This is a genomic window from Cupriavidus sp. H39, assembly GCF_050271075.1.
Lineage (GTDB): Bacteria > Pseudomonadota > Gammaproteobacteria > Burkholderiales > Burkholderiaceae > Cupriavidus > Cupriavidus necator_B.
The window spans coordinates 1569256-1583619 of the sequence record NZ_CP189848.1; the positions used below are offsets into that span (position 1 = coordinate 1569256).

A 14364-nucleotide genomic window follows, 5' to 3' on the forward strand; every position below is an offset into this window, starting at 1 on the left:
CGGGTCGCCACAGGAGATGCCATGGCCGGGTGCGGAAGCAAAGCCTGCTGGTTCGGACTGGGTGTGCTGCTTGGCGCGGGCGCCGGCAGCGCAATGGCGTGGTCTGCACGCACCGCTGCCGGTCAGCGCGAACCGCATCAGTCCGACGCGCCGCTGCTGCCGGCCGATGTCACCTCGGACCAGGTGCTCACCGACGCCGCCACCGACGTGGTGGAATACCGCGGCTTCGTCATCCACGTGTTCTGCCATGCGCTCGGCATGGGGCGGTTCAAGGCGCTATGCGATATCTGGGAATCGGGCGCCGTGGTACTGGAGGGCGGGGCGCCGCCGACCACCCATGCCACCGCGGAGCAGGCGCGCTCCGCGGCGATTGCGTGGGCCCAGCAATGGGTGCAGCGCAATGGTTGAAGGTCCGGGCCGTGCCGGCCAGGCCGGCGGAATTGCGGCAAATCGCCCGCTGGCCGCTGACTGGCCTGATAATCGCGCCTGCGTACGCGCGGACCGCTTCGGTGGCGGGCCGTGCGCGTGCCGGCAAACGCTTGGCACAATCCTCCAGGAGAATTCATGTTTGTTTGTGGGAACCAGGCTTGCGGCGCTCGCTGGGAGCAGGACGAAGTGCAGATCCGCGATGAAGGCCAGGGACTCGTGTTCCGCTGCCCGCAGTGCGGGGCCCGCAACCACGTCGAGGCTCGCACGGCGGCGGATGGCAGCACCAGGTATCGCCAGGTGGCCGCCAAGGCAGCGGCGAAGGGACCTGCGAAGGTAGCAGAGAGGGTAGCGGAGAAGGCACCGGCGAAGCGGCCATCGCAGGCGAAGCCACCGGCACGGGGCCGCGCGAAGACTGGCGCCAAGCCCTCGCCGCGGTAATCGGAACCGGCGCCCGGCACCGGCGGCAGGCCGTGTTACCCCACCTGTGTGGGGTCAAATTCACATCGTTGGCGGCTTAAGCTAGTTTAGGCAGGACCGTTAAACACAACATGGACTTTGCCGACCTTCCCCACGACCCCGCTTCCAATGCCGAACGCATGGGCTGGGCCAACGCTTCGCCCGAAGTTATCGCGAAGGTGTTGAACTCGGCGCTGGCGGCGCAGGACCTGTCCGGGTTTGCCGCGCTGCTGTCGGACATCGCACGCGACCGCGGCCTGAAGGGCGAGCGCTCGGCGCACCAGTCGATCTATGACATGCCGTACGCCAGCCTGTTGCCGAGGCAGAAGCACCTGCTGTCCGATGCCTTCGAGCTGCTGATCCTGCTCGGACTCGAGCTGCGTCCGCGCGGCGCCGACGCCGACGCGGACATCGGCGCAGACACCGACGAGTAGGCCGCAGGCTGAACGGCGCGCGGCTAGCTTCGCTCCAGCATGCCGATCTCGCGCACCGCGACCGACAGCATGGACAGGCCCGCGGCGCCTGAAGCGCGCTGGTCGGCCAGCATGCGCGTGAAGCGTTCGAGCGCGCCGTGGCGGCTGGCGCGCCAGGCGTCGATCATCGCGTCCGGCGCGGCCTGCTCGCCCGCCTGCGACAGCACGCTGACCGTCAGCGCGCGCTTGAGCCGCCCCAGGTCTTCCAGCGTGGTGGTGCGTGCCAGCAGGTCCCAATGGGTGTCCGAGGGCAGCGCCAGCGCGCGTTCGCGCAGCCAGCTGAAGCTCAGGTGGCTGTCCAGCGCGAAGTAAACGCCCGCCACCAGGTCCAGGCTGCGCTCGCACGCCGCGGCCACTTCAGCAATGTCGAGCGCCGCAGCGGAAATCTCGCTGCCAGCCACGCGCATGGCCAGCGTCTCGGCCACCCCCGCCTCGGTCAGCGCACGCGTGTGCTCTGCCAACACGGCGGCATCCGCTTGCGGCAAGAGTTGCGGCAGGCGGGGCACCAGCCACTGTGCCGCCTGCGCAAAGCGCGCCAGGTCATCGGTAGCGCGGTTGCCGCTGCGCAGATAGCGGATGAACCACAGGCATGCGCGCTCCAGCAGCAGTGCCACTGAGCCGAACATGCGCGCCTGCTCGGCGTCGGCCACGCGGTTGTCGAGTGCGTCGATCTCCTGCCATAGCGCAGTCAGCCCGAATACGTCGCGCGCGATCAGGCAGGCGCGCACGATATCAGCGGGTCGCGCATCGGTTTCTTCCATGATCCGGTGCACGAAGGTGGCGCCGATGCGGTTGACCAGCATATTGGTCAGGTGCGTCGACAGGATCTCGCGCCGCAGCGGATGGCGTTCCATGGCCTCGCCGTAGCGCTGGCGCAGCGGCACCGGGAAGTAATCGGAAAGCAGGCCGGAAACGAGCGCGTCTTCCGGCACGTCGGAGCCCAGCAGTTCGTCGTACAGCCACATCTTGCTGTAGGCCAGCAGCACCGCGCGCTCGGGCGAGGTCAGCCCTTCGCCGGCCAGCTTGCGTTCAGCAATGTCCTCATCCGACGGCAGGAATTCCAGCGCGCGGTTCAGCCGCCCGGCGCGTTCCAGCCAGCGCACCAGGCGCGCCTCGCCGTCGAGCAGCGCGCCGCTGCTGCGGCCGGCCACCGATAGCGCCTGGGTCTGGTAGTAGTTGTCCTGCAGCACCAGCAGGCCGACTTCGTCCGTCATTTCGGCCAGCAGCTTGTTGCGCTGCTTCTCGGTCATTTCGCCGTCGGCGACCACCAGTCCCAGCAGGATCTTGATGTTGACTTCATGGTCCGAGCAGTCCACGCCGGCCGAGTTGTCGATGGCATCGGTGTTGATGCGGCCACCCTTGCGCGCGAACTCGATGCGGCCCAGCTGGGTGAAACCCAGGTTGCCGCCTTCGCCGACCACCTTGCAGCGCAGTTCGCTGCCATTGACGCGCACCGCGTCGTTGGTGCGGTCCCCGGCCTGCAGATGGGTTTCCTGGCTGGACTTGACGTAGGTGCCGATGCCGCCGTTGTAGAGCAGGTCCACCGGCGCCATCAGGATGGCGTGGATCAACTCGGCCGGCGACAGCGTGGTGGCCGTGGTGCCGAGCACCGCCTGCACCTGCGGCGACAGCGGGATGGTCTTGGCCGTGCGGGGATAGATGCCGCCGCCGCTGGAAATCAGCGTGGCGTCGTAGTCGGCCCAGCTCGAGCGCGGCAGCCCGAACAGCCGCGCGCGTTCCTGCAGGCTGCGGGCCGGGTCCGGATCGGGATCGAGGAAGATGTGGCGGTGGTCGAACGCGGCCACCAGCCGGATATGCGGCGACAGCAGCATGCCGTTGCCGAACACGTCGCCGGACATGTCGCCGATGCCGGCCACGGTGAAGTCCGTGGCCTGGATGTCGACGCCCATCTCGCGGAAATGCCGCTTGACCGATTCCCACGCGCCGCGCGCGGTAATGCCCATTTTCTTGTGGTCATAGCCGACCGAGCCGCCGGACGCAAAGGCATCGCCCAGCCAGAACCCGTACTCGGCCGAGATCGCATTGGCAAAGTCCGAGAACGTCGCCGTGCCCTTGTCGGCGGCGACCACCAGGTAGGGGTCATTGTCGTCGTGGCGCACCACCTGCGGCGGCGGCACCAGCTCGCCGGCGACGAGGTTGTCGGTCAGGTCCAGCAATCCGCGCAGGAAGGTCTGGTAGCAGGCAATGCCTTCGCGCAGGAAGGCATCGCGGTCGCCTGGCGGCGGCGGGCGCTTGACCACGAAGCCGCCCTTGGAGCCGACCGGCACGATCACCGTGTTCTTGACCATCTGCGCCTTCATCAGGCCCAGCACTTCGGTGCGGAAGTCCTCGCGCCGGTCCGACCAGCGCAGCCCGCCGCGCGCCACGCGCCCGCCGCGCAGGTGCACTCCTTCCACGCGTGGCGAGTAGACCCAGATCTCGAACATCGGGCGCGGTTCCGGCAGGCCCGGCACCAGCGCGGGGTGGAACTTGAACGACAGGTACGGACGTGGCTGGCCGTCCTCGCCGCGGTGGAAATAATTGGTGCGCACGGTGGCGTTGATCACGCCAAGGAAGAGCCGCAGGATGCGGTCTTCGTCGAGGTTGGGCACTTTGTCCAGCGCCGCGCCGATGTCGGCCAGCAGCTTGTCGCAGCGCGCCTGGCGAGCGGTGTCGGCCGCCACCTCGCTGTAGGTGTCGAAGCGTGCCACGAACAGCGCCACCAGCATCGCGGCAATGCCGGCGTTGCCGGTCAGCGCGCGCTCGATATAGGCGTCGCTGAAGGTGGATCCCACCTGTCGCAGATAGCGTGCGTAGGCGCGCAGGATGGTCACGTCGCGCGCGGCCAGCTCGGCGCGCAGCACCAGGCGGTTGAGGTCGTCGTTCTCGATCTCGCCGTGCCAGGCGCGCGCGAAGGCATCCTCGAACAGCGCCTTGACGCGCGCGATGTCGAACTCCGCCGCGCTGCCGCTGTCGGCGATTTCGAGCCCGAAGTCGTGCACCCATACCGGTGCGCCGCTGTCGGGCTCGATCAGGTAGGGGCGCTCTTCATCGACACGCACGCCCAGGTGCTCCAGCATCGGCAGGCTCAGCGACAGCGCGATCGGTTCGCCGGCGCGATACACCTTGAAGCGGAACGCGCCGGGCGCGGCTTCAATCGGCTGGTACAGGTTCATCGCCATGCCGTTGCCGCGCAGCGCGTGCTCCATCAGCTCGATATCGCGCACCGCGGTGCGCGCCGGATAGTCTTCGCGATAGCCCGCCGGGAACGAGCCGCCATAGCGCTGCAGCAGCCGGTTGCCTTGCTCTTCGCCGTGGCTTTCGTGCAGCGCTTCGGCGAGGTCGTCCTGCCAGCGGCGGCTGGCATGCACGATGCGCGCTTCCAGTTCCTGCGTGTCGACCTTCGGCATGGTGCCGGGCTCGCCGCGCACGGTCAGCTGGATGCGCGCCAGCGGCGACTCCGACAGCAGCGGCGTGAACTCGCAACTGGTGCCATGGAACGCAGCGGTCAGCAGCTTCTGGATCTTCTGGCGCAGGTCGGTGTTGTACTTGTCGCGCGGCACGAACACCAGGCACGAGACAAAGCGGTCGAAGCGGTCGCGCCGCACGAACAGCCGCGTGCGCTGGTGTTCCTGCAGCCGCAGGATGCCGGTGGTGATGTCGAACAGCTCATCCTCGGTGGCCTGGAACAGTTCATCGCGCGGATACTGCTCCAGGATGGTGACCAGCGACTTGTACAGATGGCCCTTGGCGAGGAAGCCGGCGCGCGCCAGGATGTTGGCGCACTTGCGCCGCACCAGCGGGATCTCGGCGATCGGCGCCATGTAGGCGGTCGAGGTGTAGAGGCCGACGAAGCGCCGTTCGCCGAACAGCTGCCCGTTTTCGTCAAGCAGCTTGACCCCGACGTAGTCGAGATAGCCGGGACGGTGCACGGTGGCGCGCGAATTGGCCTTGGTCAGGAAAATCGGCGAGCTGCCCTCGATGATCGCGGTAGCCGCCGCGGGCAGCATGGTCAGGTCTTCGGCGTCGGGCTCGCGCAGGCTTTCGCGCAGGATGCCGGCGCCGGAGCCCGCCACGCCGCGCAGGAAGTAGCGCCCGTCGCGCGCCACCAGCTGGTAGTCGCGTTGTCCCAGGAACGAGAAATGGTCGTCCATCATCCATTCCAGGAAGGCGCGCGCCTCGACGCTTTCCGGCGCGGCCGCGTCCGGCGCCCGCGCCATGGCGTCGATGGTGGAGCGTGTGATGTCGCACATCTTCGGCCAGTCTGCCACCGCCGCGCGCACGTCGACCAGCACCTGCGAGATGCCGTTGCGCAAGGCGTCGAGGCGCGAGGCTTCGCCGGTGCGGTCGATCTCGAAATGGATGAAGGATTCCAGGCGCGAATTGTCGCCGGCCTCGCCGGCGCCGGCCGGGGCGATACGCTCGATGCCGGCGCCCCCGCGCCAGACCCGGAATACCGGATGGATCGCCGAGTGCAGCGCCAGGCCTTGTCGATTGATCTCCATCGTCACGGAGTCGACCAGGAATGGCATGTCGTCGTTGACGATCTCCACCACGGTGTGATCAGAGTGCCAGCCGTGCTCTTCCAGGTTGGGGTTGTAGACGCGGATGCGGGCGCTGCCGGGGTTGAACTTCTGCGCCGTCTGCCAGTGCGCCATGACGGCGCCGTACAGGTCGGCCACTTCGCGTCGCAGCAGGTCTTCGGCGTCGGCCTGGTCGTAGTAGTGCAGCAGGAAGGGCTCGACCACGCTGAACATCGCCGCCGGCAGCCGCCCGCGCGCGAAGGAGACCAGTTGGTCCAGCAGGTGCGCGACCTTGTCTTCGTTCTCCTGCGGCATGTTCCCCTCCTCGCGGTGTCGATGGGCGCCGCGGCATGTGCCGGGGCATGCTCATACTTTAGGAAAAATCCGAGTCCCCGGCGCAACAATGTGGCGGGTACTGGCGCGAGCGAGGGAAGGGTGGCTGGCCGGTCCCGGCGGCATGCCGCGGGATCGGCGAGGGCTTCGTTCAGAAGCGCGTGGCCAGGCTGGGGCAGGAGGTGGGGCGGTGGGCGACTGGCGGCAGGCCGGGGCACGGGAGCGGCTGGGTGTGCCGTTCTTGCCGGGCGGTCTCGGCGACCGACCTGACCTGGCGCGAGGTGTGGCTGATCAAGGTGGATTCCATGCGGTCCAGCAAGCTGACCAGCGCGGCCCGCTCCTGGGGGTTGAACGCCGCGACCGAGACGCTGTGCAGTGCGCTCACGGCCTGCGCGGTACGTTGCATCCGCATGGTGGCGCCTTCCGCAACGCGGGGGGCCATGGTCGCGGTGTACTCGATCCAGCCGTCGCGGCGCAGCTCATCGAGCATGGCCTCGGATTGCGCGGCATCGATCGGCATCGGACCGCCCAGCGATAGGCCGCGCTTGAAGGCACCCTGGCGGATGGCCCGCAGCAGCAGCCACTGGGAATAGTTAAGGCCCGAGGCTTGCAAGGTCTGCTCCAACGCACCTTGCCAGGCGGTGACTGCGTCAATCAGGGCAAGGACAACCGGCTCGCTGGGTTCGAGGGGTCTTGGCTGCATGAATGGCGTCTCCTGTGGTGATTTGCCGCCACCGCAATGCACAGGCACCCGCAAGGGGTGCGAGGGGCCGGAGCATGGGCCGGCCCGGGCGGCACGGACGCCGCAGCCTCTCTGGCGGGCTGGGTCGACCGAACGGCGAGACTAACAGAAACTTTTGCCGGTTTTGTGACAACTGCGGGAATGTCCTAAGGCGCGGCGCGGCCCCGGTGGCGCTGGCTGCGCCTGCGCCCGCACGGCCGGCAATGAAAAAGGCGACTGGCGTCGATGACTTTAAACCATCGCTGGAATAACCGCGGCTGGCTACACTGCCTGCCGGAGACCCCGCCCACAAGCCGCCAAGGCCAGTACGGGGCGAACGGCGCAGGCACCGGCCGGCCGTCAGACCGGAGATCAAGATGGACAAGGAACGCATTCGCCTGGCCAGGCTGCATGACAAGGTAGTCTCGGCCGACGAAGCCGCCGCGCTGATCCGCGACGGCATGACGGTAGGCATGAGCGGTTTCACGCGCGCTGGCGACTGCAAGGAAGTGCCGTTCGCGCTGGCGCGGCGCGCGGCCACCGAACCGCTGCGCATCACCCTGATGACCGGGGCCTCGCTCGGCAACGACATCGACCGGGTGCTGGCGGAGGCCGACGTGATCGCGCGCCGCCTGCCGTTCCAGTCCGATGCCACGCTGCGCCGCAAGATCAATGCGGGCGAAGTGATGTTTATCGACCAGCATCTGTCCGAGACCGTGGAGCAGCTGCGCTCCGGCCAGATCGCGCCAGTGGACGTCGCGGTGGTGGAGGCGGTGGCCATTACCGAGCAGGGCGGCATCATCCCCAGCACCTCGGTGGGCAATTCGGCCAGCTTCGCCATGCTGGCGCGCCAGGTGATTGTCGAGATCAACCTGAACATGCCGCTGGAGCTGGAAGGGCTGCACGACATCTATTTCCCGGTGCAGCGTCCGTACCGCCAGCCGATTCCACTGATCGCGCCGGCGCAGCGCATCGGCCTGCCGTATATCCCGGTCGATCCCGAGAAGATCGCCGCCATTGTCTTTACCGCCAAGGATGACAGCCCATCCAACGCGTTGCCACCGGATGCCGAGACCCGCCAGATCGCCGGCCACCTCAATGAATTCCTGCTGCGCGAAGTCCGTGCCGGGCGCTTGTCGCCGTCGCTGCAGCCGCTGCAGGCCGGCATCGGCACCATTGCCAATGCGGTGCTGCACGGGATGGTCGAGTCGCCGTTCCGCGACCTGCAGATGTACTCCGAAGTGCTGCAGGACAGCACCATCGAGCTGCTGGACGCGGGACGCCTTGCCTTTGCCTCGGCTTCGTCGGTGACGCTGACGCGCGAGGTGTACCAGCGCTTCCTGTCTAACCTGGACCGCTACCGCTCGCGGCTGCTGCTGCGGCCGCAGGAAATCAGCAACCACCCGGAAATACTGCGCCGGCTGGGGCTGATCACCATCAACACGGCGCTCGAGTGCGACATCTACGGCAACGTCAACTCCACCCATGTGGGCGGGACGCACATGATGAACGGCATCGGCGGCTCGGGTGACTTTGCCCGCAATGCGCACTTGTCGGTGTTCGTGACCAAGTCGGTGGCCAAGGGCGGCGCTATCTCCAGCATCGTGCCGATGGTCGCGCACGTCGACCATACCGAGCATGACGTTGACATCATCGTCACCGAGCACGGCCTGGCCGACCTGCGGGGCCTGGCGCCGCGCGAACGCGCGCGCACGGTCATTGCCAATTGTGCCGATCCGCAATACCGCGACCTGCTGGGCGATTATTTCCGGCGCGCCTGCGGGCTCGGCGGCCAGACCCCGCACCGGGTGGAAGAGGCGCTGTCCTGGCATGCCGCCTTCCGCGACCGCGGCACCATGCAGCCGGCGCCGGCGCCGGCGCCGGCGCTGGCCGCCTGAGGTCCCCTGGAAACAAGACAGCCCGCGCGGGCGGGCTGTCTGGCTGGGCGCGGGGCGGCGTTAGTGCGCCTTGGTCCCGTGGCTGGCGGGCGCCTTGGCGCCGTCGGTGTAGGGATCGGCCTTGCCCGCCTTGGCGCCGTCGGTGTACGGATCGAACTTGCCGGACTTGGCGCCATCGGTGTTCGGATCGACCTTCTTGCCGGAGTTGGTCAGCTCCGACTTGGTCGATTGTTTTGCACCGTCCGTGTACGGGTCGAACTTGCCCGACTTGGCCGGATTCTGATTCGGGCCGCCTTTCTTGGTGTGGCTGCCGCCGTAGAGATCGCCGCCGTCGGTGTAGTTCTTCTGCGCATGCACTTGCGTTGCGCCAAGCGCGGCCAGGGCTGCAACGATCAGGGTCGGAACGGACTTCTTCAGCATCTTGCTATCCTCGCGAATGACGGTCGCGCAGCGCCTGCGCGAAACCGGTTTGGGGCCGGACGTTGGCCGGTCGACTGCCGGCGCGTGCTGCGGAGCACCCGGTAAATGTACCGAGGCGGCGCGTGTCCGCAAAGTGAAAGTTTCTTCTACACGTATTGAACGTTACCGCCCGAGCGCGCGTGCTGTGCGGGATCAAGTGTCGCCCGAATAGGAAGAATCCGAGTAGCGCGCGGTGCATTGACAGGCGCCGCCCATAAAAAAACCGGCTGCCGTGGCAGCCGGTTTCTGCGTCCGGAGGCGGTCGGCGCCGCCCCACGGACTTATTCCAGCGTGATGTTCTGGTCGCGCGCGATCTTCTTGCGCAGGTCCAGTTCGCGCTTGATCTGCGCGGCGTATTGCGCCGGGGTGTTGCCATCGGTGTAGGCCCCGCTGTCGGCAAGGCGGCGCTTGACGTTGGGATCCTGCAGCGCCTTGACCGCGGCGTCATGCACGCGCGTGATGATCGCCGCCGGCGTACCGGCCGGGGCCACCAGGCCGTACCAGGCCATGTTGTTCATGTCTTTCATGCCGGCCTCGGCAAACGTCGGCACGTCGGGGAGGCCCTCGACGCGCTTGGGCGCCGCCACCGCGAGCGCGCGCAGCTTGCCGGCCTGGATATGCGGCATCGACGACGGCAGGTTGTCGAACTGCGCGTTGACCTGGCCGGCCAGGGTGTCGTTCAGCGCCGGGCCCGAGCCCCGGTAGGGGATGTGGACCATGTCGGTCTTGGTGATGTCCTTGAACAGTTCCCCATCCAGGTGCGAGATGCTGCCCTTGCCGGCCGAGGCGTAGCTGTACTTGCCCGGGTTGGCCTTCAGCATCGCCACGAATTCCTTCAGGGTCTTGGCCGGCACCTTCGGATTCACCGTCAGCACATTTGGCACGTTGACCAGGTTGGTGATCGGCGCGAAGTCCTTGAGCGGATCGTACGGATTCTTCGGGTTGGTGGCCGGGTTGGTCGCCATGGTGCTGACCGTGGCGATGCCGAGCGTGTAGCCGTCCGGCGCGGACTTGGCCAGCGCGTCGGCGCCGATGGCACCGCCGCCGCCGCCCCGGTTTTCCACCACCACCGGCTGGCCCAGTTCACGCCCCAGGCCGTCGGAGACTGCGCGCGCCACGATATCGGTGGTGCCGCCGGCCGCGAACGGCACGATCAGGCGGATCGGCTTGGCGGGGTAGGACTGGGCCTGTGCCAGGCCGACGTGGGCCAGGCCGAGGGCCACGATGCAGGCGGCTGCGCCGGCGTTAAGGACTGCTTTCAAGGAGGGCCTCCATTCTTCTTTCACTGATTCGCCAGCCGGGCTGCAGGCGTGTGCGCGGATCGCTACCGATCCGGTGTCCCGCGCTGTCAGGGCTTCCCGGGCTGGAATGACCGGGCCGTGCCGGGATCGCGGTACGGCCGGCACCTTGCGAGAGTTCCGCGATACGGAACTATGTTCCACAACGTGCGCGGAAGCGATTCAACCGGGAAAGCGCGTGCAGGGGAATTGGTGAGAACCCGCGTATCAAGAATCGGGCTGCGCTGCCGAACGCGCGCGTGAAGCCACGCGAGGATCTTATGGCGGCAACAGAAAAGCAAAAAGCCGGAAGCAAGGCTTCCGGCTTTTCTGAATTCGCTGGTGGGGCGTGAGTGACTCGAACACTCGACCTACGGATTAAGAGTCCGCTGCTCTACCAACTGAGCTAACGCCCCAACGAAGAAAAAGATTGTAGCAAGGTATCGGATGCGGCGCAATAGCTTTGGCCGCATTTTTACGATGCCGGTAGCACTGGCCGCTACAATGCCAGGCCGCCGCCATGCGCGTTCGCGCCGGCACCGAATTCACTTGTTTGCCAGAACCCATGCACGCCAGAGTCCTACGCTATCTCGACGAGGTCGTCCGCCGCGGTTCCATCCGCAAGGCGGCCGAGTATCTGCATGTGGCGCCGACCGCGGTCAACCGGCAGATCCTGGACCTCGAGGCGGAACTGGGCGCGCCGCTGTTCGAACGCATCCACAAGCGCCTGCGGCTGACGCCGCTTGGCGAGATGGTGCTGGCCCATGTCCGCCAGACGCTGCGCGAGCATGATGCGCTGCGCGAGCGTATCGAAGACTTCAAGGGCGCGCGCCGGGGCGAGGTCACGGTGGCGGTGACGGCAGGCCTGGCAGGGTCGCTGATGCCGTCGCTGCTGCATGACTTCCGCCAGCGCTATCCGGGCATCGTGGTGCGCGTCAATGACCTGCCGGTGGCCGACATCGTAACGGCGGTGGAGCAGGGCGATGCCGATCTCGGGCTGGGCTATGACCTGCCGGAACTGCCGGCGTTCCGCGCGCTGGCCAGCAGCGACTGGCAGATCGGCGCGGTGGTGCCGCCGGGCCACGAGTTGGCGGCGCGGCCATCGGCGCTGCTGAGCGAGTGCGTTGGTTATCCGCTGATCCTGCCGGCGCCCTCGTTGTCGATCCGCGGCATCCTGGATGCGGCATTTGCGCGCAATGCGATCGAAGTCTCGCCGGTGGCGGAGTCGACCTCGACCGTGCTGATCCGGCAGCTGGTGCTGCTGGGGACCGGCATTGCGCTGCTGAACCCGCTCGATGTGATGGAGGAGCGCGCGCGCCAGGCGCTGGTGTACGTGCCGTTGCGCGACCGTCACCTGCAGGGCCAGACGCTGACGCTGGTGGCGCGCGCGAGCGGCCAGCTCAGCGCCGCGGCGGGGCTGATGGCCGAGCGCATCGGCGACGCGCTGGCGCTGCTGTTCGCGCAGGCGCGCTGAGCCGGCGCGGGTGGATGTCCACTTTTTGTGGACAGCCTGCTCGGAATTCTATGCTTGGGACGCGGCAGCGCGCCGCCGTAGACTGGCGGCGAACGGTTCCGACCGTCATCCCATCCGCTACCCAGAAGGAATTCCGCCATGACCCTGATTGCCCTCCATGCCGATGTCCTGGTGACCATGGACGCCCAGCGCCGCGAGATCCGCGACGGTGCGCTGGTCGCCGAAGGCCCCGCCGTGCAATGGGTCGGCCCCAGCGCGGAGCTGCCGCCGCAATACCGGCGCATGGTCGACGACGGCAGCGCGCGGGTGCTCGACATGCGCGGCCGCGTGGTCACGCCCGGGCTGGTCAACACGCACCACCACATGTACCAAAGCCTGACGCGCGCGGTGCCCGCGGCGCAGGATGCCGAGCTGTTTTCGTGGCTGACCAACCTGTACATGCTGTGGTCGCACCTGACGCCGGAAATGATCGCGGTGTCGACCAAGACCGCGATGGCCGAGCTGATGCTGTCGGGCTGCACCACCACCAGCGACCACCTCTACCTGTTTCCCAACGGTTCGCGCCTGGATGATTCGATCGCCGCGGCGCAGGAGATGGGCATGCGTTTCCATGCCGCGCGCGGCTCGATGAGCGTAGGGCGCAGCAAGGGCGGCCTGCCGCCGGACGTGGTGGTCGAAGAAGAAGCTGCCATCCTGCGCGACAGCCAGCGGCTGGTCGAGCGGTACCACGACAGCGCGCGCCACGCGATGCTGCGCGTGGTGCTGGCACCATGCTCGCCGTTCTCGGTGTCGCGCGACCTGATGCGCGAATCGGCGGTGATGGCGCGGCACTACGGCGTGTCGCTGCATACGCATCTGGCCGAGAACGACAACGACATTGCCTATTCGCGCGAAAAGTTCGGGATGACGCCAGCGCAGTATGCCGAGGACCTGGGCTGGGTCGGCCACGATGTGTGGCACGCGCACTGCGTCAAGCTGGACCAGGAGGGCATTGCGCTGTTCGCCCGTACCGGCACCGGCGTGGCGCATTGTCCGTGTTCGAACATGCGGCTGGCATCGGGCATTGCGCCGGTGCGTGCCATGCGCGATGCGGGCGTGCCGGTGGGCCTGGGCGTGGACGGGAGCGCGTCGAACGATGGCGCGCATATGCTGGGCGAGGCGCGCCAGGCGATGCTGCTGCAGCGGGTCGGCTACGGGCCGGCCGCGATGAGCGCGCGCGAGGCGCTGGAAATCGCCACGCTGGGCGGCGCACGCGTGCTCAACCGCGACGATATCGGTGCGCTGGCGCCGGGCATGTCGGCGGACTTCGTCGCCTTCGACATGTCGGCGGTCGGATTTGCCGGTGCCGGCCATGACCCGGTGGCGGCATTGGTGTTCTGCACGCCAGCCAATGTCGCGGCCAGCGTGATCAACGGCAGGGAAGTGGTGCGTGACGGCGAGCTGCTGACGGCCGACCTGCCCGATGTGCTGCTGCGACATCGCGCGCTGGCACGCACGCTGTTCGAACGGGCCAGCCTCGGCGCGTGACGAAGCCTCGCTGCGGCACAGGCCGGTGGGCCGTGCCGCGGCGGATGCGTGCATGCGGTGCAGCGCAAAGCGTATGCAAAAAGCAAAAGGCCGGAAGCATTGCTGCTTCCGGCCTTTTTGTATTCGGTGGTGGGGCGTGAGTGACTCGAACACTCGACCTACGGATTAAGAGTCCGCTGCTCTACCAACTGAGCTAACGCCCCAACGAAGAACGAGATTTTAGCATGATTTCCGCCGCTGTCAATTGCCTGACGCAATTGCCATGGCAACCTGCGGCAGCATGCCCCGCATGCGAAGGGGGCGGCCGACGGAACCGAACGGCAGTCGCGGCGGTCTTCCGGATGAACCCATTCGCATGGGTTGTACCCATCCGATTTTGCCGGAGCCATGTTAGGATGTTTCTCCACTTGCATATGGAGGGCTGCACCGATGGATATCAAATTCCAAGAGCAAGAGCGCTACGACATCAATAACGAAGGCTTGTTGTTCCAGGCACTTGTCAATGGCGAGAAGGTGACTTGCGTGGTGACACGCGAAGCACTGTGGGAAGGTTTCAGCGCCGACCAGGTGTTGTCACTCGAAGAAGCATTCCGCGCCGGCCGCGAAACCATCGAGCGCGCCGCCGTGGTGCTGATCGAGCAGGGCGCGCCGCAGCCAATCGTCGTCAAGCGCGCCCACGTGGCGCCGATCTGATGCGGATGGATGCCCCGGCCCGCCCCAGGCAAGCCGCGGGCGCCCATCTGTTGTCAGCGACCAGAGCGTAGGCCGTCCGGCCTTGCTTGCCCAGCCGGCGC

10 protein-coding genes and 2 tRNA genes are annotated in these 14364 nt (G+C 67.3%); 6 read left to right on the top strand and 6 right to left on the bottom strand.

The features are described from left to right. Positions 1 to 21 precede the first annotated feature (21 nt). Entirely contained in the window at positions 22 to 408 is a 387-nt protein-coding gene (locus tag ACOCMH_RS22765; RefSeq protein ID WP_427313121.1) for a hypothetical protein, read from the top strand. Between the two features lie 569 nt (positions 409 to 977). Next, positions 978 to 1319, top strand: a complete 342-nt coding sequence (locus tag ACOCMH_RS22770) for a hypothetical protein (protein ID WP_427313122.1) — start codon at positions 978 to 980, stop codon at positions 1317 to 1319. Positions 1320 to 1342: 23 nt separating this feature from the next. Here ACOCMH_RS22770 and ACOCMH_RS22775 read toward each other — a convergent pair whose 3' ends face one another. Then, positions 1343 to 6196, bottom strand: a complete 4854-nt coding sequence (locus tag ACOCMH_RS22775; protein WP_427313123.1) for an NAD-glutamate dehydrogenase — start codon at positions 6194 to 6196, stop codon at positions 1343 to 1345. Between the two features lie 169 nt (positions 6197 to 6365). Next, positions 6366 to 6917: a MarR family transcriptional regulator gene (locus ACOCMH_RS22780; protein ID WP_427313124.1), complete on the bottom strand. Its 552-nt coding sequence runs from the start codon at positions 6915 to 6917 to the stop codon at positions 6366 to 6368. A 395-nt stretch (positions 6918 to 7312) separates the two neighbouring features. Between ACOCMH_RS22780 and ACOCMH_RS22785 the strand changes: the two genes are divergently transcribed. Then, positions 7313 to 8833 carry an acetyl-CoA hydrolase/transferase family protein gene (locus ACOCMH_RS22785; protein ID WP_427313125.1) on the top strand — a complete coding sequence of 507 codons (1521 nt, stop codon included), beginning with the start codon at positions 7313 to 7315 and terminating at the stop codon, positions 8831 to 8833. 60 nt (positions 8834 to 8893) lie between these two features. Here ACOCMH_RS22785 and ACOCMH_RS22790 read toward each other — a convergent pair whose 3' ends face one another. From ACOCMH_RS22790 to ACOCMH_RS22800, 3 genes are all read right to left on the bottom strand, one after another. Beyond that, positions 8894 to 9253, bottom strand: a complete 360-nt coding sequence (locus tag ACOCMH_RS22790; protein ID WP_427313126.1) for a hypothetical protein — start codon at positions 9251 to 9253, stop codon at positions 8894 to 8896. A gap of 320 nt (positions 9254 to 9573) precedes the next feature. Next, positions 9574 to 10554, bottom strand: coding sequence for a Bug family tripartite tricarboxylate transporter substrate binding protein (locus ACOCMH_RS22795; protein ID WP_427313127.1), 981 nt, complete (start codon positions 10552 to 10554; stop codon positions 9574 to 9576). 355 nt (positions 10555 to 10909) lie between these two features. Next, positions 10910 to 10985, bottom strand: a tRNA-Lys gene (locus tag ACOCMH_RS22800). A 149-nt stretch (positions 10986 to 11134) separates the two neighbouring features. Between ACOCMH_RS22800 and ACOCMH_RS22805 the strand changes: the two genes are divergently transcribed. Beyond that, entirely contained in the window at positions 11135 to 12043 is a 909-nt protein-coding gene (locus ACOCMH_RS22805) for a LysR substrate-binding domain-containing protein (RefSeq protein WP_427313128.1), read from the top strand. A 138-nt stretch (positions 12044 to 12181) separates the two neighbouring features. Continuing rightward, the gene (locus tag ACOCMH_RS22810) at positions 12182 to 13570 is read left to right on the top strand and encodes an 8-oxoguanine deaminase (RefSeq protein ID WP_427313129.1); all 1389 of its coding nucleotides are present in this window, start codon (positions 12182 to 12184) and stop codon (positions 13568 to 13570) included. A 127-nt stretch (positions 13571 to 13697) separates the two neighbouring features. Here ACOCMH_RS22810 and ACOCMH_RS22815 read toward each other — a convergent pair. Continuing rightward, positions 13698 to 13773, bottom strand: a tRNA-Lys gene (locus ACOCMH_RS22815). 226 nt (positions 13774 to 13999) lie between these two features. On the opposite strand from ACOCMH_RS22815, the gene ACOCMH_RS22820 reads away from it, so the two are divergent. Continuing rightward, positions 14000 to 14263, top strand: coding sequence for a DUF1488 domain-containing protein (locus tag ACOCMH_RS22820; RefSeq protein ID WP_018006788.1), 264 nt, complete (start codon positions 14000 to 14002; stop codon positions 14261 to 14263). The last annotated feature ends 101 nt before the right edge of the window (positions 14264 to 14364 follow it).

Bases quoted from the DNA above. Each gene is read 5' to 3' on its own strand.
- ACOCMH_RS22765 (WP_427313121.1), top strand. From the start codon at position 22: ATGGCCGGGTGCGGAAGCAAAGCCTGCTGGTTCGGACTGGGTGTGCTG.
- ACOCMH_RS22770 (WP_427313122.1), top strand. From the start codon at position 978: ATGGACTTTGCCGACCTTCCCCACGACCCCGCTTCCAATGCCGAACGC.
- ACOCMH_RS22775 (WP_427313123.1), bottom strand. From the start codon at position 6,196: ATGCCGCAGGAGAACGAAGACAAGGTCGCGCACCTGCTGGACCAACTG.
- ACOCMH_RS22780 (WP_427313124.1), bottom strand. From the start codon at position 6,917: ATGCAGCCAAGACCCCTCGAACCCAGCGAGCCGGTTGTCCTTGCCCTG.
- ACOCMH_RS22785 (WP_427313125.1), top strand. From the start codon at position 7,313: ATGGACAAGGAACGCATTCGCCTGGCCAGGCTGCATGACAAGGTAGTC.
- ACOCMH_RS22790 (WP_427313126.1), bottom strand. From the start codon at position 9,253: ATGCTGAAGAAGTCCGTTCCGACCCTGATCGTTGCAGCCCTGGCCGCG.
- ACOCMH_RS22805 (WP_427313128.1), top strand. From the start codon at position 11,135: ATGCACGCCAGAGTCCTACGCTATCTCGACGAGGTCGTCCGCCGCGGT.
- ACOCMH_RS22810 (WP_427313129.1), top strand. From the start codon at position 12,182: ATGACCCTGATTGCCCTCCATGCCGATGTCCTGGTGACCATGGACGCC.
- ACOCMH_RS22820 (WP_018006788.1), top strand. From the start codon at position 14,000: ATGGATATCAAATTCCAAGAGCAAGAGCGCTACGACATCAATAACGAA.